We start from the raw sequence: 22,867 nt of genomic DNA on the forward strand, positions 1-22,867 counted from the left end.
TCCTCACCCCTCTTCCAGCTCTTCAGGTTCAATATGCCAGCCGTGATCATCGAACACGGAACGCAGCACCATCGACCCGAATGTAATGAGAAGCCCGATTGCCGTTACAATATAATTATTGAAAATAAAGCTCATAAACGCGTTGCCGAAATCATCCTTGCTGAACATAAACCCAAGTCCCGCAATGAAGATTCCCACGGACATGACGAACGGCAATACCGTTGCGGAAGGCATGTGAATGGAACCGACCGGCTCCGCAGGCGTCATCCCTTTATGTCCGGCTGTTTTTTCTTTCCACAGGGCATCAATACCGCGTACTAGTGGCGTTTGTTTGAAGTTATACTCTGGTGGCGGAGAAGGAATGCTCCACTCCAACGTACGACCGTCTTCCCACGGATCATCTGGAGCACCCACAGGCTTTCTGGAAGTCAGGAATACATTGGTCAGGAAGATAATCGTTCCCACACCCATCAGACCCGCACCGATCGTACTGATCAGGTTCAGAAGATCGAACTGCTGGTTCGGCAGGTATGTAAAGACCCGACGCTGCATGCCCATTAGTCCAAGGAAATGCTGCACAAAGAACGTCATGTGGAACCCAAGGATGAAGGTCCAGAACGTCCACTTGCCGAGTCTCTCGCTTAGCATGCGTCCGAACATCTTCGGCCACCAGTAATGCAGCCCACCGAACAGGCCGAGCACCAGACCGCCTACGATAACATAGTGAAAGTGGGCGACGACAAAATATGTGTCATGGAACTGAAAATCAGCGGGTGCAGAGGCCAACATGACCCCGGTGACACCGCCCATTGTAAAGGTTGGAATGAAGCCGGCTGCGAATAGATTAGGCGTGGTAAAACGCACCTGACCACCCCACATCGTGAAGAGCCAGTTGAAGATTTTGATTCCGGTAGGTACGGCAATAAGCATCGTTGAGACCGAGAACAGTGCGTTCGCGACCGGTCCAAGACCTGTAGTGAACATATGATGCGCCCAAACCATGAAGCCGAGGAAGGCGATCAGAATCGTAGCGAAGACCATCGAGCTGTAACCGAACAGACGCTTGCGCGAGAAGGTCGGTATGATCTCGGAGATAATCCCGAACGCAGGCAGGATCAGGATGTACACTTCGGGGTGTCCAAAAATCCAGAAGATATGCTGCCAGAGCACCGGGTTACCGCCTGCACCCACCTCGAAGAAGTTGGCTCCAAGAATTCGGTCAAAGGTCAGCAGTACCAGGCCCACCGTAATGGCCGGAAAAGCGAAGAGTATAATAGCGGAAGTAATAAATGTAGTCCAAGCGAACATCGGCATCCGCATGTAGGACATCCCTGGCGCACGCATTGTGATAATCGTCGCTAGGAAGTTAATGCCCCCAATTAAGGTGCCCAGACCCGCGATTTGCAAGCCAATGGTGTAAAAGTCTACCCCGTGTGTCGTACTATACGTGCTGGTAGACAATGGTGCATAAGCCGTCCAGCCAGCATCAGGCGCACCGCCCATGACCCAACTTAGATTGAGCAGCAAGCCCCCGAACAAGAAAGTCCAGAAGCCAAGCGCATTCAGAAAAGGAAAAGCAACGTCGCGTGCCCCAATCTGGAGCGGAATAACCGCATTCATCAGGGCGAAGATAATCGGCATAACGCCAAGGAAGATCATTGTAGTTCCGTGCATCGTAATCAGCTCATTGAAGAGCTGGGCGTTCAGAAAGGTGTTCATCGGCTTGATGAGCTGAATTCGGATCAGGATTGCTTCCAAGCCACCGATGCCAAAAAACAAACCTCCGGCCCATAAATACAGAATTGCAATTTTCTTGTGATCGACGGTGGTGATCCAATCCATCAGTCCGGTGTGCCGCTTGACGGTGTGACCATGCTTCAACGGCTTGGAATGGTTCAGGACAGGAGCTGCTTGAGCCAAGATTCGTACCCCCTTTTCAAAATTGCTGCTTGGTTTAATGAGTGAAAGGACTAGTTCAGTTTGTAATTAGCCAGGTAATGGGCAATGCCGTCAATCTCTTCATCGGTCAGTCCCAAGTCCTTGGGGTTTGGCATCAGATTATTCGGCTTCACGCTCTTTGGATCATGCAGCCAGGTCTTCAGATTCTCTTCGACAGAAGCACCTTCAACCCCTGAATCATCATTGATCAAGATCCCTGCTATAGCTTCCCGTGAGCCGATACCGGTCAGGTTCGGTCCAACTGAAAGCCCCTGATCGCCTACCGCATGGCATTTCAGACATTGGTCCTTGAAGGTCTTGGCCAGCGCTGGATCTTCAGGAAGTACCGCTGCCGGCTTCTTCATGCCATCAATCCACTTCTGAAAAGCCTCTTCGCTAACGGACTTGACCTTAAATTCCATCAGGCCGTGGGAAGGTCCGCAGAGCTCCGCGCACTTGCCTCGGTAAACGCCTTCATTTGGCGCACTGAAGCTGAAGCGGTTAACCGTTCCCGCCGGGTTCGTATCAAGTTTACCGGATAATGATGGCACCCAGAAGGAGTGCAGTACATCGGCAGTCTTCAGTTCAAAGGCGATATCCTTTCCCTTGGGAATCACCAGATCCTGCGCCGTAGTTACACCATAATCAGGGTACTCAAACTCCCACCAGTATTGGTGTCCTGTTACCTTTACCTTAATTGCATTTTTGTCATTCCAATGATCATTACCGGCTGCAAACACCGCTTTTACCGTTGGAACCGCCAGAACAACTACGAGAATCAGCGGAATTACGGTCCAGAGAATTTCCAGCTTGATACTACCCTCTACCTGTTCAGGGATCTCGTTCTGCCCTGGCTTTCTATGAAACCGGATCATCACAAACGCCGCAATAGAGAAGACGATCAGCAGCACGATGATCATAATGGTAATCGACAGTTTCATGAGTCCAAACGAGGTGTCCGCCGCTGGTCCCTGCGGCCTGAGTGCCGACAAGTCCGCGCGTCCGCAACCGGTAAGAAGAATAAGTCCAAAAACTGCGATCATGGGAAGGAGTCGCCTTACAGCCTGCCACGTTTTCATCATTGATCTACCCCGCTTTTCCCGATTTCATAATTTTCCGTATTTTCCCTGTCAATTATAACAATCACTATTAATATAAGTTTAAGGGTGTGTTTTGTCAATCGTTCACAGCTAGTTCACAAAGTCTTTTCAGAGGCCTGAAAAGCTTGTCATTACTGAATTTATTGACGTTTTATGAAAACGGATACAAACATTATTTTATAGTGTAAGCGATTACAATTAAAATTGTGTCTATTAATTCATTTGACTATTTATACGTCTAATTGTTTAATAGAAAATTCGCGTATTCATTGCTGGGCTTGCTTTCAACGGTTTTTCTTCCACTTTTCACCAGCGTTTGGACGCAAAAAAAACCGCTTCCTGAAGCGGCACGCCGCCGGACACGGTTTATGAGAATCCTCATGGATGTAGTTACTCAGAATGTTGTCGTAAGAACGTCTGGTGATGATCAATCTCTTGAATTTAGGAGACGGATGAATTCATCTTTACCAGTTCATGCTCCACGACCATGGTCAGCTCTTCTTCATAGCCTCCCGTGATCCGATACTTTCGGACGTACTCCTTTACGAATTTCTTGGGATCTTTGGGCCGGAAAATACGTGTCATTTCCCGTAGACTTTCCTTAACTTCGTTATGACCTTTACTTGCCATGATCAGTTCCCTCCCAAAACATTGAAAATGAATGCTCCGTTGTAGAGAATGCATGATGAAAAGTCCGCCGTAACTCCGAAATGCAAGTCAGTATCCGTTACACATACGTAGCTCGCACTATCCGCTTGACGCTACTCCATTACTTACTACCCTTGGATGCATCATCTTGCAGGAGAAGCAGGTTCGTCGTGATTTGGGCTGAGAGCTTGAGATGCCTGTAATGAAAGCACCTCGACACTTTAATTACCCGAAGAGCCACTTACTGAATCACTCCTTTCGGGCCTTATCGTTATATTGTATCATATTCCAGCGTAACTTCCACCTTTCCTTGTAAAATGTGCTTATGGGAAATATTTTTATTTTATGTCATTCTGCTAGGGTGATCCTGCCTGTTTCCGGGTAAAATACATTCATCTTTCTACTCGGTAAGCCAGCCTGTCTGGATTAAGAAAAGAGGGCCGCCATGGATCAGCCACAGCCTATACTGCATGCACCCCAACACCCAATCCCTTTCATCGAAACCGCACTCCCTGAGGAAAGAGACACCAACAGTGTCCTGTTGGAGCAAGCACATCAGACCATCCTGCGGAGTTATCCCAAAATGCACAGTTTGTTATTGGTACGTCAAGGAAAGCTCATCTTTGAGCGTTATTATGGCCATTATCAGGCCGGGTCACTAAATGATCTGCGTTCAGTCACCAAAAGCTTCATCTCCCTAATGACCGGAATTGCAATCAAGCGTGGAGACATGCCCTGTGTTGAAACCCCATTCTGCGAGGTGCTGCATCGTCATCTTCCCTCCCAGCCTTCTCCCCAGCTCAAATTCCTCACTCTCCGCCATTTGCTTACTATGACCGCTGGCTTCAGCTGGATCACAGGCAAGAAGCTGGGCGAGCCACTGATCCGCAAGTTTCACAACAGCCGCCGCTGGGGGAACTTTGCTCTGAGTCTGCCAATTCTTCCTGACAGTATCGGGACCTTCCAGTATCGGAGTACCGACTCCCATCTAATCTCCTTGATGCTTTCAGAGTCTACAGGTGTAGATACTTTCAGCTATGCCCGCCAGCATTTCTTCACTCCCTTGGGAATTACCCATGTTGCCTGGAGCTCAAGTCCCGAAGGACATAGCATGGGCCATATCGGCCTATACCTTACCGCCAGAGATATGGCCAAGACAGCCCTTTGCCTGCTGAACGGCGGCTTCTGGGCCGGTGAAGAGATCGTCCCGCAGGCATGGCTGCAGGAAGCATTGAAACCCCAGACATCCGGCTATCCCGCCTTCGGTGCATATGGATACCAGTTCTGGAGCGGGACGATGAGTGGACAGCCCTTCCAGCTTGCCCATGGCCATGGCGGACAGCAGATTTTGTTGCTGCCACGTCTGGATGCCGCTGTGATTTTCACCGCAGAAACCAAAGTCAGACAGTGGAAGAATCCTCGCAGACTGATGGAGCAATATCTTATCCCTGCCATGAGCTGAGGATCACATACTTTGTCCACCACTCTCATAGAATGATGGGGAGAAGGAGTGTGATCCCTTTGTCCCCTTTCAGATCATCTACAGGCCTGCCCGACAATATCGCGGGTGCGCTATGCTATTTCTTCCCTTTTGCAGGTGGTATCGTCTTTCTGGCCCTGGAGAAAAAGAGCCGCTTCGTACTTTTCCATGCCTTGCAATCGTTGATCGCCTTCGGCACGTTGATGGTTGGGCATGTACTTAGCAGCCTGCTGCCGCTCATCGGCCCGTTCATTGCCGCCATTCTCTCCCTCTGTGGCCTGGTGATTTGGCTCCTGATGGTTTACCACGCGCTGGGCGGCAGGTGGTATCGGCTGCCTTGGGCGGGAGCCTTCGCGGAACAACAGCTTCGCCACATTTAATCTCCATCCTCTTGCGTAAAAAAGATTCCCTTTCACTCTTCCACTCCTTACAATGGAGAATAGACTACACTGGATCTTTGAAGCTGGGGGAAAAGAAATGTACTTATTTATCATAAATCCGCGTTCCGGGGGAGGCACAGGGCAGCGAACATGGCGAATCGTAGAGAAGCTGCTGAAGCAGCGGCTCATCTCTTACGAGGCCCTGTTCACCAAGGATGCTGCAAGCGCAGAACATGCCGTGCTTGCGGCCTTAGCCCGGCGGGAGCATTGGGAGGCTGCTGTCGTTGTCGGGGGAGATGGCACGATTCATAGCGTGCTCGGTGCTCTTCATCAGAGCAGAACCCAGCTTGCCATAATTCCGGCCGGTTCTGGTAATGATACGGCCCGCGGGTTCGGCATTCCGCTGGACCCGGAGACGGCGCTAGCGACCGCCACTGGTGGACGCTGGCTGGAGAGTGACCTGCTCTCCAGCAAGGATGGGTTCACCTTGACGGCTGTCGCCAGCGGCTTTGACGCTCAGGTGGCGGTCAATGTGAATAGCAGCCGCTATAAGCGCTTCTGCAACACCATCGGAGCCGGGCAATTGGCGTATATTATCGGCATCCTGCATACGCTGCTGACCTTCAAGCCTTGCCGAGTCAGCGTAGCCTGCGATGGCAAGAAGCATTCCTTCGAGACAGCCTGGCTAGTCTCGATCTGCAACCTGCCGGGCTATGGCGGCGGGCTACAGATCTGTCCGCAGGCGGAGGCCGGGGACGGCCAGCTCGACGTCTGCGTCGTGCACGGGTGCAGTCGCGGGCAGCTCCTGCGGCTGTTCCCTACGGTGCTGAAGGGCAGGCATGTGACCCTGCCCTTCGTCACCATGCTGCGCGGACGCAGCGTAGCTGTGACCTTCGAGCAGCCGCGGCAGGCCATTGGCGACGGCGAGAGCCTCGGCCTCGCGCCGCTCGCCGTGCGCTGCGAGCCTGGCGCGCTGCGCGTGCTGTCGCCGCAGGGCACAGCCGCGGCGCAGAGATCCTGCCAAGCCAGCGGCTAGGCAGGAGATTCACCGTCGTGCCGGATAGGACGGCACGACAAGAAGGCCAGCACGCGCGATAGAGCGCGTGCTGGCCTTTCTGCTGCTGCGCAGAATAGCCGCAGCAGAACAAGCCGGAAACCATGGGCAGCTGCCCGGGTTTCCGGCTTGTTACGACGAGTTGCTGCCGTCTAACCCGGCAGCAACTCGTCGTCTTCTACAAATGCAATTTGCCCGTCCGACAATGCAGCAATTCGCACGAGCGATTCCACGCGGTAGCCCGCTTCCTGCAGCAGCCGGTAACCCGGCTGGAAGGATTTTTCGATCACAATACCGATCCCGGCCACGCTGCCACCGGCCTGCTCCACAATCCTTGCAAGCCCGAAGGCGGCTTCACCGTTCGCCAGGAAATCATCGACGATCAGCACACGCTCGCCCGGAGCGATGAATTTCTTGGAGACGGTAATTTCATTGCTCTCTTTTTTCGTAAAAGAGTACACCTTCTCCACATAAATATCCTCCGTCAGCGTCAATGACTTCTGCTTGCGGGCAAAAATCAGCGGCACATCCAGCTCCAAAGCCGTCATGATACCCGGCGCAATGCCGGAAGACTCAATGGTCAGCACCTTCGTGATCTCTTCCCCTGCAAATCGGCGGGTAAACTCGCGCCCGATCTCCCGCATCAGAACCGGATCCATCTGGTGATTCAAGAAAGAATCTACCTTGAGCACACCTTGGCCGAGAACGATGCCTTCGTCGATTACTTTTCGCCTCAACAGCTCCATATGTACCCCTCCTTCTCCCACAGCAGTGGACCCATTCTTCCTCTCAGACTACAGCCCGGATGGCTTCTGAGGCATAAGGTTGCCCACAATGGATTTCAAATCATGGTCTTCCTTATGTTCATCCTTGGCGCTACCTGTGTCATACCCGGTAATCCGGATCTCCGAATAGTTAGCTCCTGCATTAACCGGTTTAAAAATCAGCTTCTCCCTGTCCTCCAGCCGCACCTCAAATTTCATGTCCTTGAACATGCCAATCAGCTCAGCCTCGCCAGGAATGGCGCCTTCATCCAAAAACAACAGCCCGCGTAGTGGCTTCGGACCTTCCGGATGCACAACTTCAAAATGAACGATACATTCCATACATTTCACCTCCCTGACATGATTTCGTTTTAGCTCAGCCTTATTCTTGCCCATCCTCGCTATGCATTACATATTTGCTATAGATGTGGCTGTAGCGATCACCGTACCGCTGTTCCAACTCGGCGCCCATATCCTGCTCCAGCTCGAACAGTACCATTTCTTGTGTAAAATGATTCAGCAATAGCTCCACCATCACCGGATGCTCGGTGACCACGGCCTGTGCCGTACCGTCACTGTAACGCATGCCCAGCATGCACCAGCTCCGGTCGATCACGAACGAGAATTTGCGGCCGTCACTGCGCGGCGGCTTCCCGCCAAGCGGCGTCCAGGCTGGCGGAGCACCGGCAGCATTGTCGCCGTCGAACGCCCACAGCAGCCTAACTCCCCGCAGCTCGGCTTGTTCCAGCTCGCTGCGCAGCAGCGTTGCTTCCTCCCGCCAAACATCGACCACAATCTCCTGCTCAGCCAGATTCAGCTGATGCATCAGTGCACCAAGCACGTTGCGGTCACCCTCAACATTATAGAATGACGGAGTTACCGGTCCGCCGCGTGGCATTTCATTCTCCATATAAGCGAGAGAGGTCTGGATCCGCCCGGAGATCATCGTCGACAGTTCCTCCGGATTCAGCACACTGTACCGCGCAGGCTCTCCTTCTCCGCATCGCACATATCCCTGTTGTGTCAGGCGCTGCAGCGCAGCATATACGTTAGACCTCGATACTCCGAGCTGTTTGGCTACTTCATAGCCCGAAGCTTGACCTTTGGTCGCCAGCTCCACCATAATTTTGGACTCCATCTCTGTGAAGCCCAGATTGCGCAGATGCAGCAGCAACTGTTCCATTCTTATGTCCCCCTAAGCTGACTGTAAAACTAAATTTGCTCCGAACCGCAGCGCGGGCACCACATGGAGCCTTTTGGAAGGTCCGTGCGGCAGATCTGGCATTTCACCATGTCCCGACCGCCGTGTTCCTCGCTGGTTGCTGCCGGATCTTGCTGTTCTCCCGATTTCCAATCACGGATGCGCCGATCCAGCTCAAGCTGCCGCATTCGCTCACGCTCCAACTCATCGGCATGACGACGCTCCTGGTCAACGTCCGAGCTGCTCTCATCATACTCATCCAGCGGCAGCTCATCCTCAGCAGGTCCTGCTTCAGAATACACAACAGCCGGACTCATCTTCAGCGCGATCTCCCGCTCCTCATCGGTCAAGTCTTCAGCACCATAGTATTGATGATCATCCTCTTCCTCGTTCACGGTGTACACCGGCTCTGCCGGGGTAGACGCTTTATACGTAAAAGCCGGTTCTTCCTGCTTGCGCCCGCAATGCGGGCAAAAATTGGCGTCCAGGGCCACAACCTGACCACAGGCGCATAGCCGCTCATTCTTCAGCTGGGCTATGCGGGAGCGCAATACGTCGATTCTCTCTTGATGTCTTGTGCAGACGCGAGACAGCTCGACCATTTTCCCTTCGGCCTCCGACATATCTCTCAAACGATATCCTTCGTAGAAAAGCCGACCCATTTTCATAAATTCAACTTCCATCTCACGCTCGATATCTGAAATCTGGTTATTTAGCTTACCGATCTCCACAGAACCTTGAGCTTTTTCGGTAACCCGGCTGGCACCGTCCTTGATACGCTGCAATAAGTTCATCGATGCTCCTCCTTCTCCACAGTGAAACGTGCTTCTATCATACCAAATGTGCCGCACAGATTCATTATTTACCGTTCTGTGTATAATAGTAAAAAATGAAACTCAGGGCAACATAACGGAAAATGGAGGGATTCACAATGCCGGCCAATGACCCAAAAAAACGTTATTTTGTCTCTGCAGCCCATGGCGTAATCCAGAATATCCGCAACGAGTCCAATGAATTTGAAGTCTACCTGAATAATGAGGAGCTTACGATCCTGAAGGACCTGTTAACGGGTCTGGAGAGTGACGATGACTATACATTCCTCCGCGCCTTTGTTCCGTTTAAATCTGCCGATCACGATGACGCCGCCCAGGAGTTTGATGACCAGACCATTGCCTTATACCGATATTTGTACGAGCATGGCAGCAACGACACCCAACAAATGATCAAGTCCCTTAATGTGTTAACCAAGCTGGAGAACACCGCTTATCAAGATGAAGGTTATGGCAAAGCGCACCCCTGAACAATAGATACGCAGGAGGCAACGCCTGTATGTGCAGTAATACGTAATTTAGCCCAGAACGTTTGTGAAGAATCCTTGAACAGCCGCCTGCCCGGACACCCGAGGGAATCCTTGGGTGTTCGTTTTTTTGCTTCCGGGGATATAGATCGGTTAAAATGGAGTCAGTCACATATAACGAAATCGGGAGAGAAGCAGTGGAAGACGAACAAGAAAGCCGCCAGCTTACGCTGAGTCAGTTGCAGGTACACGTAAAGGATCTTCAGCAATGGAAGTCCAATGAGGATTTTGCCAGACAGATTGAGGAATTCAGGGCATTACCGGCCCTTTACCGTCATGCTCTTAATGAGCTTCAGAATAAAATTGATATCATCAAGACAGAATGGCAGGTTCGGGACGGATTTAGTCCGATCGAGCATGTCAAATCCCGAATTAAGGAACCCAAGAGCATCATTCAAAAAATGGAGCGCAAGGGGTACGATCTTTGCCTTGAGAACATGGAGAACTATATTCATGATATCGCCGGTATGCGAATAGTTTGTGCATTTGTCAAAGATATCTACCGTTTAGTAGATCATTTAACTGTACGCGAAGATATGCGCGTTCTGGAGATCAAGGACTATATCGCCCATCCCAAGCCGAACGGCTATCAAAGTCTACATGTTATCATCGCTATCCCGCTGATCCTCCTCGAAGGGACACGCTGGGTAAAAGTAGAGATACAGCTCCGCACCCTTGCTATGGATTTTTGGGCCAGCATGGAACACATTCTGTATTATAAATTCGATAAACAGCTTCCGGCACATGTTGCGGACGAACTCAAAGAAGCCGCCCGCGCCGCAGATGAGCTCGATCAAAAAATGCTCCGCCTGCGTAGAGAGATCCTGGAACTCACCGAAGGCGACAGCAACGGTAGCAGTTTGCGTAAGACTTAAGGCCTGTTCTGTTTGAGCAGACTGACACCATTCCTAGTCATTGAACAGAATCTTAAGCCTTGGTAATGAGTCTATGACTCGATAGGCTGCCTCCTATATAATTGTTGATTGAACAACCTCTTCGTTATCTAAAAAGAACCTTCATGCCCAAGCTTGCTTAGTGGCGTCGAAGGTTCTTTTATATTGACTGCGACTGCTAACAGCTTATTTCTACTTCTTGCTTCTCATTGCTACTGCTAACGATTGCCTGCTACCGCTAATCATTACTTATTACTGCTAACCGCTGCTGATTACCGCTAACTACTACTCATTACCACTAACCACTGCTTTTTACCGCTAACCACTGCTTTTTACTGCTAACTACTGCTTATTGCCGCTAACTAACTGCTTATTACTTCTAACTAACTGCTTACTTTCTACTTTTTGCTTCTGGTCTGCACCTTACTCATCACTCGTTATCCCTACACCAAAAATAACGGGATTTTCTCCCGTTATTCAGAATTGAAACTCTATTTCCATTCATATAACTAGAAATTCTCCAGTTAATTTGCCCAATATTCCCCATCATCCGGCCAAACTACATGATTAACAGGAGATTTTCCTGTTAATTAGCGGATAACTCGCAAACTCTGCAAAATAACGTGAGAAATTCCTGTTAACCCCCGCCTCACCTACTCCGCAGGCAAAAATGTATCTAATACAGTAAAACATGCCTTAGCTTGAAAGGCGGCGGCCGTTCATTACTGCAATAGACTGCGATGCAGTGTTATACACTGTAATGCACTACGATTCACTACAACGCACTACAATTCACTGCAGCGCATTATAATTCACTGCAACGCACTGCAATTCACTACAACGCACTACAATTCACTACAACGCACTGCAATTCACTACAACGCACTGCAATTCACTACATAACGCACTTTACCACACACTAATGTACTGTTTTCCCCGATAGAACAAGTCCTAACACCTTTTCAGAACGCAATATCATGCCTTGCGTATATTCTGCGCCCGCTTAACAGCAGCTTCGGACACCCGTCGCATGACTAGATGCAGTCCCTCGCGGGCTTTGGGAGTCTGGGGCAACAGACGCTCCCACTCTTCCTCCGTTTCCATAGTCACCGGTGCGGAGGGGAGAGCACGGTCAGGGATTTCATGGAATAGCGTACCGGGCTGATGCAGGGAACCTTCGGCCGCCGCCTCGGCCAGCCACTCCCCGGAGGTGACCGGTGGTCCTTTCCGCTCAAGCCGGGACAATAAGGATGCCAGATCGTCCGGCTTTGCCGAGTCTTCCTCCGCAGCGTTCAACTGCTTCGCCTCTGCCCAAATTGCGAATGCTCCGTTCAACAGCTCCGTCTGGCTCATCCCCCGTAGTCCAAAAGCTAGCCATGGATCATGAGCCAACTGGTCTCTCAACTGCTTCAGCAGTTCGGTCTTCTCGCTTTCATGGAGACGGGTAAAATCCCCCTTCTCCAATTCAGCCGCAGACGGCAAAAGATATGTCTCAAGAATCGCATCAGCTATCCGCCCCTGAAGCAGCCCATACACTTCACTGGCTTGATCCGCCAGCATGCGTATAATGCCTCTCTTGGCATCCGCCTTCCATAGTGGAACCTCCAGACTGACCCGGTGATCAGCGTCCCATACCGCATTTATTTTGCCAGGGGAGACTTCCAGCTTCAGCTTTGGCTCTGATAACTCCCTCATGTGATCCCTCCTGTTCCCCTACCCACTCTACATCCAGTCCTGCCCCTGCAGCTCAATAAGCTCCTTCAATTCATGGTTGGACATTTCAGTCAACCACGTTTCACCAGAGCCAACTACCTGCTCCGAGAGGCTTTTTTTGCGTTCAATCAATTCATCTATTCGTTCTTCCAGCGTTCCCTGGCAGATTAACTTGTGAACCTGTACATTTTTGTGCTGGCCGATGCGGAAGGCACGGTCTGTTGCCTGATTTTCCACAGCCGGGTTCCACCAACGATCATAATGCACCACATGGTTCGCCCGCGTCAGATTGAGTCCAACCCCGCCGGCCTTTAAAGAAAGCACGAAGAATGTCGGCTCGTCTCCATTCTGAAAATCATGTACCATCTCGTCACGCTCCCGCTTCGAAATCCCACCATGCAGGAACAGCGGCGCCTTTCCGTAACGACGTGACAGCCTGCTGACAAGCAGTTCACCCATCGCGACATACTGAGTAAAGATCAGCGCAGACTCGCCAAGCTCGGCAATACTGTCCAGCACCTCGAACATGACCTCCATTTTACCGGATGGCTCACTCCGTAGGCCCCTACCTTCATCCCGTCGGAACAACTGCGGATGATTGCAGATCTGCTTCAACTTCGTAAGGGAGGACAGTACGAGACCACGCCGGGCCATACCAGAATGATCTCCGATAACCCCAAGCATTTCATCCACGACCCCTTGATAGAGCGCTGCCTGCGTGTCCGTAAGCGGACAATACGATTTGAGTTCCAGCTTCTCCGGAAGATCTTTAGAAATATCCGGGTCGCTCTTAAGCCTTCTAAGCAGGAAAGGCGACACCAGACGATGCAGTTCACGCAGTCGCTCTCCGCCTTCGCCAGATACATACCGCTGACGGAAGGCGTGATAGGTGCCGAGATAACCAGGATTTAAAAAGTGGAAAATAGACCATAGCTCACCAAGCCTATTCTCGACTGGTGTCCCCGTCATCGCAATCCGATGCGGTGCCGAGAGCTTCATGACACTCTGCGCCTGTTTGGTGCGGTGGTTCTTGATATACTGCGCTTCATCAAGTACAACCGTTGACCACTGCACGCCTGCAAGATCCTCACTGTCACGGCCCGCCAGGTGATATGTTGTCAGCACAATATCGTGGCTGACCGCCAGCTCCAAAAAGCCCTCGCCGCGGACCCGCCGACTGCCATGATGGATGTGTAGCGACAGAGAAGGTGCAAACCGCTGCAGTTCACGCTGCCAGTTGCCCAGAAGCGAGGTCGGGCACAGAATCAGTACCGGCCCCTTCTTTTCTCCCTGAGGAATTGTGAGTGCGCGGTCCAGTAGGCAGGTAATCACCTGCACCGTCTTTCCAAGACCCATATCGTCGGCCAGACAGACTCCAAAACCGAGATTGCCCAGTGCAGCCAGCCATTGATAGCCCCGCTCTTGATAAGGCCGCAGCGTGCCGTGAAGGTCGTGCGGGACAGGATGGTTCTCACCCCGCAGCACATCACCGTGCATGATCGAAGCCAGCAGACCGGAAGTTTCCATGCCCGTAACGGACATCCCTTTCCAGAGCCGCTCTTCGCCATCCTCTGCCTCCAGCCTCATCCAGTCCGCAGCAGTCATTTCACCGCTCTCATGACGCTTCATATATCTGAGGACTTGGCGAATTTCCTTCGGGTCCACCTCGACCCACTCACCCCGGAAACGGACAAAAGGAACCCCTGCCTCTACAAGTGCCTGCAATTCCTCTTCTGTGATCGAGGTCTCGCCTAGCGATGCCTCAATGCGGAAGGAGATCAGCTCCTCCATGCCAAGCGCAACGGCTGGTGGACCATCTAATCCTCCCGGCGGCTGCATCTTCATCTTCATGCCGACACGCCGACGCCCCTCACGGCTCCAGCGCGAAGGCATCTGCACCGTTATTCCCCGGGCCGTCAGTTGCTGCACCGTCTCCTTCAGGAAGAAATGCAGACGATGCGGCTCCAAATCTACGCCTTCAGGAGCTGGATGATTAAGTCCAGCCTGAATATCTGGCGATACCTTACCCGCACTTCCTAACGCCGCCAGAAACTGCTGCTGGATGTTGCGGTAGCGCCTGCCCCACAGCGTAAATTCCTGTTCATTGCTACCCCAGATGACCCCAGCAGGAAGCCAGAACTCCCCTTCTTCCCGATTCTCTGCCCAAAAAGACAATCGCCAAACTTCCGCGTCTTCACCGGGCGGCTCCAGACGCAGACCCAGGCCAATCTGCCCGCTCTGCTCCTCTTCTGCCTTGGTATGTGGGACTCCGCTTCCCGCAGTTTCATTCACACCGACCAGCAACTCATCAACCTCAGCCTGGGTCCCCTGCACCGGAATGTCACGGCTGCCAGTCAGTAGACTGTTCCACCACAGTTCCGTCAGTGGAGAGGTGCCGCGCCGATAATTAGCTTTGAAGGGAGACAATTCCCCCTCCATCCCGGCGATAATCCGCTTGATCTCGGTTGTCATGATCGCCTGCAAAAAAGAATACAGCACGTACGCCCCGGCATCCTCGCGGGACGTTATCTCACTCGCTTCAGCTGTGTGCGTTCCGAGTGCCAATACCGGCATTGAAGCTGCGAGCTGAAGAAAATACTCTCTATCCTCCGGTTTGCGAAAAGCAGGCGACCAGCAGGCCGCAGCTGCCTGTTCGCCGCCCCGGCGGCGTGAGCCAACCGGGCGCAGCGGCTGAGCACCGGGAACGAACCCGCCCGTGCCCATTAGCTCCAGGGCGAACCGGGCCGCGGCTGCCCAGTAGCGCAGCTCGCCTCCAGACTCTACGCCCTGGCTCAGACACTGCTCCGCGTCCCACGCGAGCAGCAATTCAAAAGCATCTTTGGGCGCCAAGGCCAGCCCCTCAAAGGTACGACCCGGCAGCGCACGGCGAACCGGCTTCCCTTCCACAGGCAAGACTGGATATTTCACTTCCGCCAAGCGCAGCGCTGCACTCGCAAAAGGACGCAGTCCTCCCTGCAGCTCCAGACGCTTGACCACCCGGGTCCACGCATCTACCTTCGGCTCAGATGTCTCGCCGGAGAAGCAAAATAAAACGTCTCCTAACCATATTGCATACAGATGCTTATTCATTGATGATCTCCTAATAAATAATTCAAATATATAAAGGATCAGATATCCTTGAAGTAAAGAACTTCATCTCTTCATCATATACGAAAAAGCGTCGATTTAAAAACCTTTCTGCTTTTTTTCTGCAGATTTCCAAGGAACCTCCCCTGCAACCGTAGACAATTCCGCCCGTATGCTATAATTGAGATTATTTAACAGGAGGTGGTATGGATCAATTCGCGAGTCCCTTTAATCCTAAATCGACGACAATTCATGACGGGTCTGATTTTATTCATTGCACTTAGTGTGCTTAGCATCCGTTATCCCGGAACAGATTCCTGGATGGATATCCTGCTGAATACCTTCGGGATTCCGCTATACAGCTCACCAGCAACCCGGACCGGCCTGCACTATTCCGGTATAGTATCACTAATTTTGCTTCTAGCCTCAATTGCCTTTTTCAACATGTCTCTGTCACGTCATCGGCTACTTCTCTTCATAGTCTTCATGATATTACTAACGAAAGTGCCAGACGGGCTGGTCAGCAGCTACCAGCGCTTGTTCGCTTCAGGTGTGTACGCACTCGAACTAAAACCGAAAAAAATAATATGCACATACAAGCTTGAGGGGGCAACTTACAACGGTCAATGTCAGCTACCTGTGCGCAATTACAGTGCCAATGGAGTCGTGGCAAAAGTAGTCCTTCAATTGCCTGAGCAGGAAGGCCACCCGCTAGCCGGGATCCCTATTCCCCTCTCTTCCCTTGAGCTGAAGCCCCATGATCGCGGTAGCTACACTGCTGAATTTCAGCTTCCTGCTACAGGAACTACAGGAATGGAAAGCGGACAAATGAGCGGATTTTCGGTCACCCTCATTGACAAAAAGCACAGCCGCACCTGGGAGCAATAGGATTCCCTATCAACTCAGCCTAAGCTGCCGTTTATTCAAGAACAATCAGGTAACAACAAAAAGGAGCCGCAGCATTCCTGCCGCGACTCCTTGACTTGTGTACCTCTCTATTGCGTTTCATGTCAGCTTCCAGCAGTGCAGGATAGCTTGTCCTACGCTGCTGAAGTTTTCATTTGAATTATTTCTTGCGGGCAATCGCTTCGATCTCAACCAGTCCATCTTTCGGCAAACGCGCTACTTCAATCGCACTGCGTGCCGGATAAGGCTCTTTAAAAAACGTGCTGTACACTTCGTTCACCGCTACAAAGTCATTCATATCCCTAAGGAACACTGTAGTCTTAATTACATGATCCAGTGAAGCTCCAGCCTCTTCAAGAATAGCCTTAACATTGTTCAGGGCTTGACGCGTTTGTTCCTGTACACCTTCTGCCAACTCGCCCGTCTCCGGATTCAAACCAAGTTGACCCGAAGTGTGCACCCAGCTCCCTGTAGCGATAGCTTGGCTGTATGGCCCGATTGCACCAGGCGCTTTGGATGTTGCTACTTGCTTCTTACTCATAATTGTTCCTCCCATATCCATGGATGATTTATGGTCCCATTGTACGTCCTGATCTCTGTCTAATGCAAACACCAATCTCCATAAGACTGTAAAACCACCCGTCCCTAGCCCTTGCCGATTACATGTATCACATCATTAGGATAGATATGTAGGCCAAGGGTGCCAGCCAGCGAAATATTCACCATAGCCCGAGCTACCGTTTCTGCCGGGATGGCTCTGTATTTAGCTACTTTGCCAACCATGGCGAAATCAAGCGCCGTCATCAGACCAGCTGCCATACGCTCCCCAAGCCTGAATTCCTTACGCTGCCCCAGCAACAGGGAAGGCCGGAACAGGTGTACACCTTGGAAGCCGGCCGCGATCAATCCTTCCTCGGCACGCCCCTTGGTCCGACTGTAGAAATTGCGGGACTTCGCGTCAGCCCCTATCGAGGAGACCGCCAGCAGCTGTCTTACTCCCTCTTCCTTTGCTATAGCGGCAGCCTCCAGTGGATAGTGAAGATCGACCCGTTCAAAATTGCTTTGCGAGCCCGCTGTTTTGATCGTCGTTCCGAGGCAACAGAACATCGTCTGCACGCCCCGGAACTGCTCTCTGTACCTGGACAGCTGCTCCCAATCCACTATCGTCTGTTTGAGTGAAGGATGCTTGAGCCCAATGGGACGCCTGACCAGCACTCTGACCTCATCCCAGGCTTCCCGGCGCAGCAGCTCCTGAGTCACTGCCTTTCCTACTAATCCGGTGGCTCCCAGCACCATTGCTATTCGTGACATTGCAGAGCCTCCTTTTTCAAAAAAATCATCATCATTCATATCACCTTCACGCATCTTTGAGAATTTTCCGGCCGAGAGTTGCAGCGAGTATGATCATCAGTATTCCGACAACTAGCTGCATGCCGAATACCTGTATCCATTGCGGCCAGTCCTCAATCCATTCATAGATTTTACCGCCAATCAGCGGACCAAAAAACGAGGAAATCCCCGTAAGCGCTGCATACATAGCCATATACATCGGCCGTTCTTTTTTAGGTGTATCGCCAATAATGAAGTTGAAGGCCAACTGATTGAAGCCACCAACACCCACCCCGAAGAAAATATGAGCGGCGAACAACACCACCAACATCGGCAGCACCGAAAGCAGGCCCCAGATCAGCGAGGAAACTGCAATAATAGGCAGCGTCCAAAGCAACAATCGTTTGTTGCTATATTTCGCATTCAAGTTCCCCCAGACATAGAAGCTGGCCATCATGAACACCGTCTGTGATACGTTGAGCAACGACAAGGTCTGATAATTGATATTCAACAGTTGCAGCATCACATAAGAATATAGTGGAACAACAAGATTTTGCAGCAAAAGCCAACCAGCAAGAAACAAGGTGGACTTCATGAACAGCGTATCGTGAAGCGGTTTCTTAAGCATCGGCAGGAACTTGTTTTCTTCAGACTTCTCGAACGGTACATCTGGATAAAACAGATAAACAATAATGTTAGCTGTTGAGAAGATCCAAACCACGATATACAAAATGAGAAAACCATGGCCCCCGGGATAACGGTCCAGAACGATGCCACCGCCGTACATCACCAGACTGCCCAAAGCATTTAGAAAAGTATTACGAATCCCAAAATAACGGCCGCGCACCTTTGGCGGAACCAGATCACTGATGACAGAGCTCCATAACACGGAGCCAGCTGTATTCGCAATGAAAGCGGTTGTATATAACGCTATAAAAGCTATCACCCAGTATTCTTTTGGAAAGATAAACGGTACCAGGCCGGTGGAACTCCACAGTATCCGGTGAAGGGCAACAAAAGTGACCATAGCCCACTTGCGGCTAGGCAGCTTCTGAATCAGGAACGCAACGCCAATCTGGCCGATATTAACCAGCGTCGTCAACGCCAGCACAAAACCGATCTGACTGGAGGTAGCTCCTAAATATAAGAGGAAGCCCGTAAGAAACTGCCCTTGAAGCAGGACCTGAAAAATCGTCGCTGGGATCCCCTCAAATGTGGCTATCTGCAAATTCTTACGCTGTACGGAGGCTTTGCGGATACGCTTGGGACGATGTACCGTGTGCCTGTTTCTCATGATGCTCATGGGGACGATAACACTCCTTTGATGCGGCTTTGGCTTCATTCTACTCCGCACCAATCTCCTGTCAATATGGCGAAATCACAAATAAAATTGGAGTCCTGTTCGGAGTGTTCTGCTTGTCCTAAATAGGCAGATACAGTGAAAAGATACTGCTCTTCCCCTCCTTACTCTAAACAGTGATGATGCCGCCGTCCTCAGCCATCTCTTCCTGAGTATTGGAATTATCGTTTTCTTCTATATAATTGCGATAAATTGATTATATAGAAGCTACTCCACCTAATTCATGGACTAGCCACGCTAAATCAGAATCCTCTGCTTTCCAAACTAACCAGATCTTCTCTGCGCTCTTACTACGATATTCTGCCTATCAATCCCGGAACGAACGTCCCCGGATCTTCTATTCATTTTAGGTAGCGATCTGCATGAATCCTGACTTGCCCGTTCCCCCTGGAGAAAGAGGTCGGCTTTTGTCACATAATAATTTTCCAAAAAAGCTTTCAATATTTTCTAAAATTTGATATAGTACAGATATAAATTAATTTTTAAAAATTTAAGTGATTATTTTCACATAATTAAGTATATCTTCTATGCTAGAATGCCATCGGAGATAAAACAAGTTAATTAAATTTTTCGGTATCTCTAACCGATATATGTCATGTAACAGCTACAATCAGGGGTCTTGCCCCAAAATTAAAGTGATAAATGTCATTTATAAAGTGATTTTTATCACTTCCAAAGTCGTTAAAATGTTTTACATTTTAATATATATATTTTAAACTATTTTCTTGGAGGTCATACCAAATGAAAAAAGCTTCTGTAATCTTGTCGAGTGCCCTGATCCTTGGTTTGCTTGCAGGCTGTGGCAGCAACAACAGCAACAATTCCACAACTGCAGCTAACACCCCTGCTGAAACAACTGCACCTGCCGCAAATTCCGGAAATGCTGGAACTGAAACTGCTAAGTATCAAGACGGCGTTTACTACGGAACTGCACCTGCTGATGAAAAAACTGGCTGGGAATCCTACGCTATTCTGACTGTTGAAGGCGGAAAAATCACTAAAGCCGACTGGAATGCTTTCAATGTAAAAACTGCTGGTGATCTGAAGAAGAAAGTTTCTGAAGACGGCAAGTACGGTATGAAAAACGGCGGCGCTCAATCGGAATGGCACGAGCAAGCTGCAAAAGCTGAAGCATTTTTAATCGATAAACAAGACCCTGCAGCAATTACCCTTGACGCTGAAGGCAAAACAGATGCAATCTCCGGTGTATCCATTCACGTTGGTGAACTGGTTGAAGCCGCTAAGGCTGCCCTGGCTGCTGGACCTTCCGAAGCAGGCCCTTACAAAGACGGTGGTTACACTGCAGAAGGCGAAATGGATGCCAAGTCCGGCTGGAAATCCACTGTAGCCCTGACTGTTGCTGATGGTAACGTTGTTGCTGCTAACTTCAGCGGTGTAAATGCTGCTGGCGATGACAAGAAACAATTCTCCATTGATGGCAAGTACGGTATGAAAAAAGGTGGCGCTCAAGCAGAATGGCATGAAGAGATCGCCAAAGCAGAAGCTTACTTCGTAGAGAACAAAGGCACTGCTCCTGCTCTTGATGCCGAAGGCAAAACAGATGCAATCTCTGGTGTGTCTATCCATGTTGGAGAATACTACACACTAGCAGCAAAAGCACTTGAAGGAGCGAAGTAATTTTCGCGAAAGCTCCTCTTGCAGTTAATCAGACGAATGAGGTGAATTTCTTTTGAAAAAAATAGTCATTTTGGGCGGCGGCTACGGCGGCGTACTCACGGCTAAAAAACTGGCAAAGAAGTTTAAGAACAACAAAGAAATCGAAATTACGCTTATTGACCGAAACCCCTACCACACTCTCTTGACTGAGCTGCATGAGGTTGCCGCAAACCGCGCTCCTGAGGATTCGATCAAGATTGATCTCAAAAAAATCTTTGCCGGATTGAAAGTCGATGTTGTACTTGATGAAATCAGCAATATTGATTTTAAAGGTAAAAAACTTAAATCCGAAAAAGCTACCTATGCGTATGACTACCTTGTCATCGGTACCGGCAGCAAACCAACCTACTTCGGCATTCCGGGCGCAGAAGAGAACACCTTCTCCTTCTGGTCCAATGATGATGCGGTTGCGCTCAAACGCCAAATCCGTGACATGTTCACCAAAGCGGCCAAGGAAAAGAATGCAGCGGTTCGCCGTTCCATGCTTACCTTTGTTATCATCGGTGCAGGATTCACCGGGGTCGAGTTGGTCGGTGAAATGGCCGAGTATCGTGAAGAGCTTTGCAAAGAATTCTATATCGATCCATCCGAAGTCCGGCTGATCGTTGCTGATATGGCACCTAAGATTCTGCCGATTCTTCCAGATAAATTGATTTCCAAAGCAACAGCTCACCTCAAAAAGTTGAACGTAGAGATCGTTACCGGAGCTAAGATCACTGAAGTAGGCAAAGGTAGCATTGCTCTCGGTGAGAAGAATGTCGTTGCTGCGCATACTGTAGTGTGGACTGCCGGTGTTGAGGGATCTGAAATTGTAGGTAGCCTCGAAGGCGAAGTTAAACAAGAGGGCCGCAAACGTATTGTTACTAATGAGCACCTTGAAAGTGTAGATCATAAGAACGTGTACGTTGTCGGGGATAACATTTTCTTCATCCCTGAAGGTGAGACCCGTCCTGTTCCACAGATGGTTGAAAATGCTGAGCAAGCAGCTCCAATCGTTGCGGGCAACATTGAAGCTGATATTAAAGGTACGGCGAAAAAAGCCTATAAACCAGGCTTCCACGGTACCATGGTATCGATCGGTAGCCGCTACGGTGTAGCAAATGTTGGTCTTCCAGGCAAACTGTTCATGCTTACCGGCTTCATGGCTATGCTTTCCAAGCACTTTATCAATATGTTCTATCTGTCCCAGGTTGTAGGCTTTAACAAAGTATGGACTTATATGATGCATGAGTTCTTCCATGTGGAGAACCGCAAGAGCTTCCTCGGCGGCCATTTCTCCAAACGTTCGCCGAACTTCTGGCTCGTTCCACTGCGCATTCTGCTAGGTTTCATGTGGTTGTTCGAAGGTATTGATAAGTTCAAGAAGATATGGGCCGATCCTAATAAGATCTTCCTGATTCCTGCCGCACCGCATGCTGTAGATGCTTCTTCCGCAGCCAGCGAAGCAGTTAATGCCGTTAAAGATACGGTGGATGCTCAATCCGCAGCTTCAGCTGTTTCCACCGCCAAAGAAGCAGTTCAAGCATTGCCAGTTCCGGACTTTGTACACAGCATTACTAACTGGTTCATGGATTTGATGTTCTATCAAGCAGACGGAAGCTACACCTTCCTTGCAAAATGGTTCCAAATCGGTATGGTTGCCGCCGAGATTGTCTTTGGTGTTATGCTGATCGTCGGTCTGTTCACTGCTATTTCTTCCATCGCCACCATAGGTATGGCCGTTATGATCTGGTCATCCAAGATGGCTTCGACGGAAATGCTCTGGTACGCTGCAGCAGCTGTTGCCTGCATCGGCGGTTCCGGAAGCACGCTCGGTCTGGATTACTACGTATTGCCTTGGCTGAAGAAGCAATGGAAGAAAATTCCGCTCGTAAGGCGCTGGTATCTCTTCACCGACTGACGCTAATTTCCTTTCTTATTAGGATTCACACATTTTAAATAATTATATTCTTAAAATGTGAAGTTTGTATGTTGTTTCAG

20 protein-coding genes are annotated in these 22,867 nt (G+C 50.3%); 8 read left to right on the plus strand and 12 right to left on the minus strand.

Going from position 1 to position 22,867, the window contains the following annotated elements:
- Positions 1 to 3: 3 nt before the first annotated feature.
- The 3 genes from ctaD to AC3Y23_RS25890 form a co-directional block, all read right to left on the minus strand.
- Complete coding sequence (gene ctaD, locus AC3Y23_RS25880) at positions 4 to 1,842, minus strand: cytochrome c oxidase subunit I (protein ID WP_379204672.1); 1,839 nt, start codon at positions 1,840 to 1,842, stop codon at positions 4 to 6.
- Between the two features lie 128 nt (positions 1,843 to 1,970).
- The gene (gene coxB / locus AC3Y23_RS25885; RefSeq protein ID WP_379204574.1) at positions 1,971 to 3,020 is read right to left on the minus strand and encodes a cytochrome c oxidase subunit II; all 1,050 of its coding nucleotides are present in this window, start codon (positions 3,018 to 3,020) and stop codon (positions 1,971 to 1,973) included.
- Between the two features lie 459 nt (positions 3,021 to 3,479).
- Complete coding sequence (locus tag AC3Y23_RS25890) at positions 3,480 to 3,668, minus strand: hypothetical protein (RefSeq protein ID WP_042123803.1); 189 nt, start codon at positions 3,666 to 3,668, stop codon at positions 3,480 to 3,482.
- 463 nt (positions 3,669 to 4,131) lie between these two features.
- On the opposite strand from AC3Y23_RS25890, the gene AC3Y23_RS25895 reads away from it, so the two are divergent.
- Genes AC3Y23_RS25895 through AC3Y23_RS25905 form a run of 3 tightly spaced genes read left to right on the plus strand, consistent with a single transcriptional unit; the run spans position 4,132 to position 6,582 of the window.
- Positions 4,132 to 5,148 (plus strand): serine hydrolase domain-containing protein, encoded by a 1,017-nt coding sequence (locus AC3Y23_RS25895; RefSeq protein ID WP_379204577.1) that lies wholly within the window; start codon positions 4,132 to 4,134, stop codon positions 5,146 to 5,148.
- Between the two features lie 59 nt (positions 5,149 to 5,207).
- Positions 5,208 to 5,546: a DUF4870 domain-containing protein gene (locus AC3Y23_RS25900; RefSeq protein WP_379204579.1), complete on the plus strand. Its 339-nt coding sequence runs from the start codon at positions 5,208 to 5,210 to the stop codon at positions 5,544 to 5,546.
- Between the two features lie 52 nt (positions 5,547 to 5,598).
- A complete protein-coding gene (locus AC3Y23_RS25905; RefSeq protein ID WP_379204581.1) occupies positions 5,599 to 6,582 on the plus strand; it encodes a diacylglycerol/lipid kinase family protein in 984 nt (327 codons plus the stop codon).
- A 170-nt stretch (positions 6,583 to 6,752) separates the two neighbouring features.
- On the opposite strand, the gene AC3Y23_RS25910 is transcribed toward AC3Y23_RS25905, so the two are convergent.
- The 4 genes from AC3Y23_RS25910 to AC3Y23_RS25925 are packed head-to-tail and all read right to left on the minus strand — an operon-like array spanning position 6,753 to position 9,359.
- Positions 6,753 to 7,346 (minus strand): xanthine phosphoribosyltransferase, encoded by a 594-nt coding sequence (locus AC3Y23_RS25910; protein WP_379204583.1) that lies wholly within the window; start codon positions 7,344 to 7,346, stop codon positions 6,753 to 6,755.
- 48 nt (positions 7,347 to 7,394) lie between these two features.
- On the minus strand, positions 7,395 to 7,706 hold the full coding sequence (locus tag AC3Y23_RS25915; protein ID WP_379204585.1) for a hypothetical protein: 312 nt from the start codon (positions 7,704 to 7,706) through the stop codon (positions 7,395 to 7,397).
- A gap of 40 nt (positions 7,707 to 7,746) precedes the next feature.
- On the minus strand, positions 7,747 to 8,547 hold the full coding sequence (locus tag AC3Y23_RS25920; RefSeq protein WP_379204587.1) for a TrmB family transcriptional regulator: 801 nt from the start codon (positions 8,545 to 8,547) through the stop codon (positions 7,747 to 7,749).
- 29 nt (positions 8,548 to 8,576) lie between these two features.
- Positions 8,577 to 9,359: a zinc ribbon domain-containing protein gene (locus tag AC3Y23_RS25925; protein ID WP_379204589.1), complete on the minus strand. Its 783-nt coding sequence runs from the start codon at positions 9,357 to 9,359 to the stop codon at positions 8,577 to 8,579.
- Between the two features lie 137 nt (positions 9,360 to 9,496).
- On the opposite strand from AC3Y23_RS25925, the gene AC3Y23_RS25930 reads away from it, so the two are divergent.
- Positions 9,497 to 9,865 (plus strand): hypothetical protein, encoded by a 369-nt coding sequence (locus AC3Y23_RS25930; protein ID WP_379204591.1) that lies wholly within the window; start codon positions 9,497 to 9,499, stop codon positions 9,863 to 9,865.
- 236 nt (positions 9,866 to 10,101) lie between these two features.
- Complete coding sequence (locus tag AC3Y23_RS25935; protein ID WP_379204674.1) at positions 10,102 to 10,797, plus strand: GTP pyrophosphokinase; 696 nt, start codon at positions 10,102 to 10,104, stop codon at positions 10,795 to 10,797.
- A gap of 993 nt (positions 10,798 to 11,790) precedes the next feature.
- Here AC3Y23_RS25935 and AC3Y23_RS25940 read toward each other — a convergent pair.
- Both AC3Y23_RS25940 and AC3Y23_RS25945 read right to left on the minus strand, forming a co-directional pair.
- Positions 11,791 to 12,510: a hypothetical protein gene (locus AC3Y23_RS25940; RefSeq protein ID WP_379204593.1), complete on the minus strand. Its 720-nt coding sequence runs from the start codon at positions 12,508 to 12,510 to the stop codon at positions 11,791 to 11,793.
- Positions 12,511 to 12,537: 27 nt separating this feature from the next.
- Complete coding sequence (locus AC3Y23_RS25945; RefSeq protein WP_379204595.1) at positions 12,538 to 15,618, minus strand: DEAD/DEAH box helicase; 3,081 nt, start codon at positions 15,616 to 15,618, stop codon at positions 12,538 to 12,540.
- 249 nt (positions 15,619 to 15,867) lie between these two features.
- Here AC3Y23_RS25945 and AC3Y23_RS25950 point away from each other — a divergent pair, with 249 nt between their 5' ends.
- A complete protein-coding gene (locus AC3Y23_RS25950) occupies positions 15,868 to 16,503 on the plus strand; it encodes a hypothetical protein (protein WP_379204597.1) in 636 nt (211 codons plus the stop codon).
- A gap of 178 nt (positions 16,504 to 16,681) precedes the next feature.
- Here the strand turns inward: AC3Y23_RS25950 and AC3Y23_RS25955 are convergent, their stop codons facing one another.
- The 3 genes from AC3Y23_RS25955 to AC3Y23_RS25965 form a co-directional block, all read right to left on the minus strand.
- Positions 16,682 to 17,062: a RidA family protein gene (locus AC3Y23_RS25955; protein ID WP_379204599.1), complete on the minus strand. Its 381-nt coding sequence runs from the start codon at positions 17,060 to 17,062 to the stop codon at positions 16,682 to 16,684.
- Between the two features lie 104 nt (positions 17,063 to 17,166).
- Positions 17,167 to 17,832, minus strand: a complete 666-nt coding sequence (locus AC3Y23_RS25960; protein ID WP_379204601.1) for an oxidoreductase — start codon at positions 17,830 to 17,832, stop codon at positions 17,167 to 17,169.
- Between the two features lie 46 nt (positions 17,833 to 17,878).
- Positions 17,879 to 19,153: an MFS transporter gene (locus tag AC3Y23_RS25965; RefSeq protein ID WP_379204604.1), complete on the minus strand. Its 1,275-nt coding sequence runs from the start codon at positions 19,151 to 19,153 to the stop codon at positions 17,879 to 17,881.
- A gap of 798 nt (positions 19,154 to 19,951) precedes the next feature.
- Here AC3Y23_RS25965 and AC3Y23_RS25970 point away from each other — a divergent pair.
- Entirely contained in the window at positions 19,952 to 20,848 is an 897-nt protein-coding gene (locus tag AC3Y23_RS25970; RefSeq protein WP_379204606.1) for an FMN-binding protein, read from the plus strand.
- A 52-nt stretch (positions 20,849 to 20,900) separates the two neighbouring features.
- On the plus strand, positions 20,901 to 22,787 hold the full coding sequence (locus tag AC3Y23_RS25975) for an FAD-dependent oxidoreductase (protein WP_379204608.1): 1,887 nt from the start codon (positions 20,901 to 20,903) through the stop codon (positions 22,785 to 22,787).
- The last annotated feature ends 80 nt before the right edge of the window (positions 22,788 to 22,867 follow it).

The sequence above is a fragment of the Paenibacillus sp. MAHUQ-45 genome (assembly GCF_058133325.1).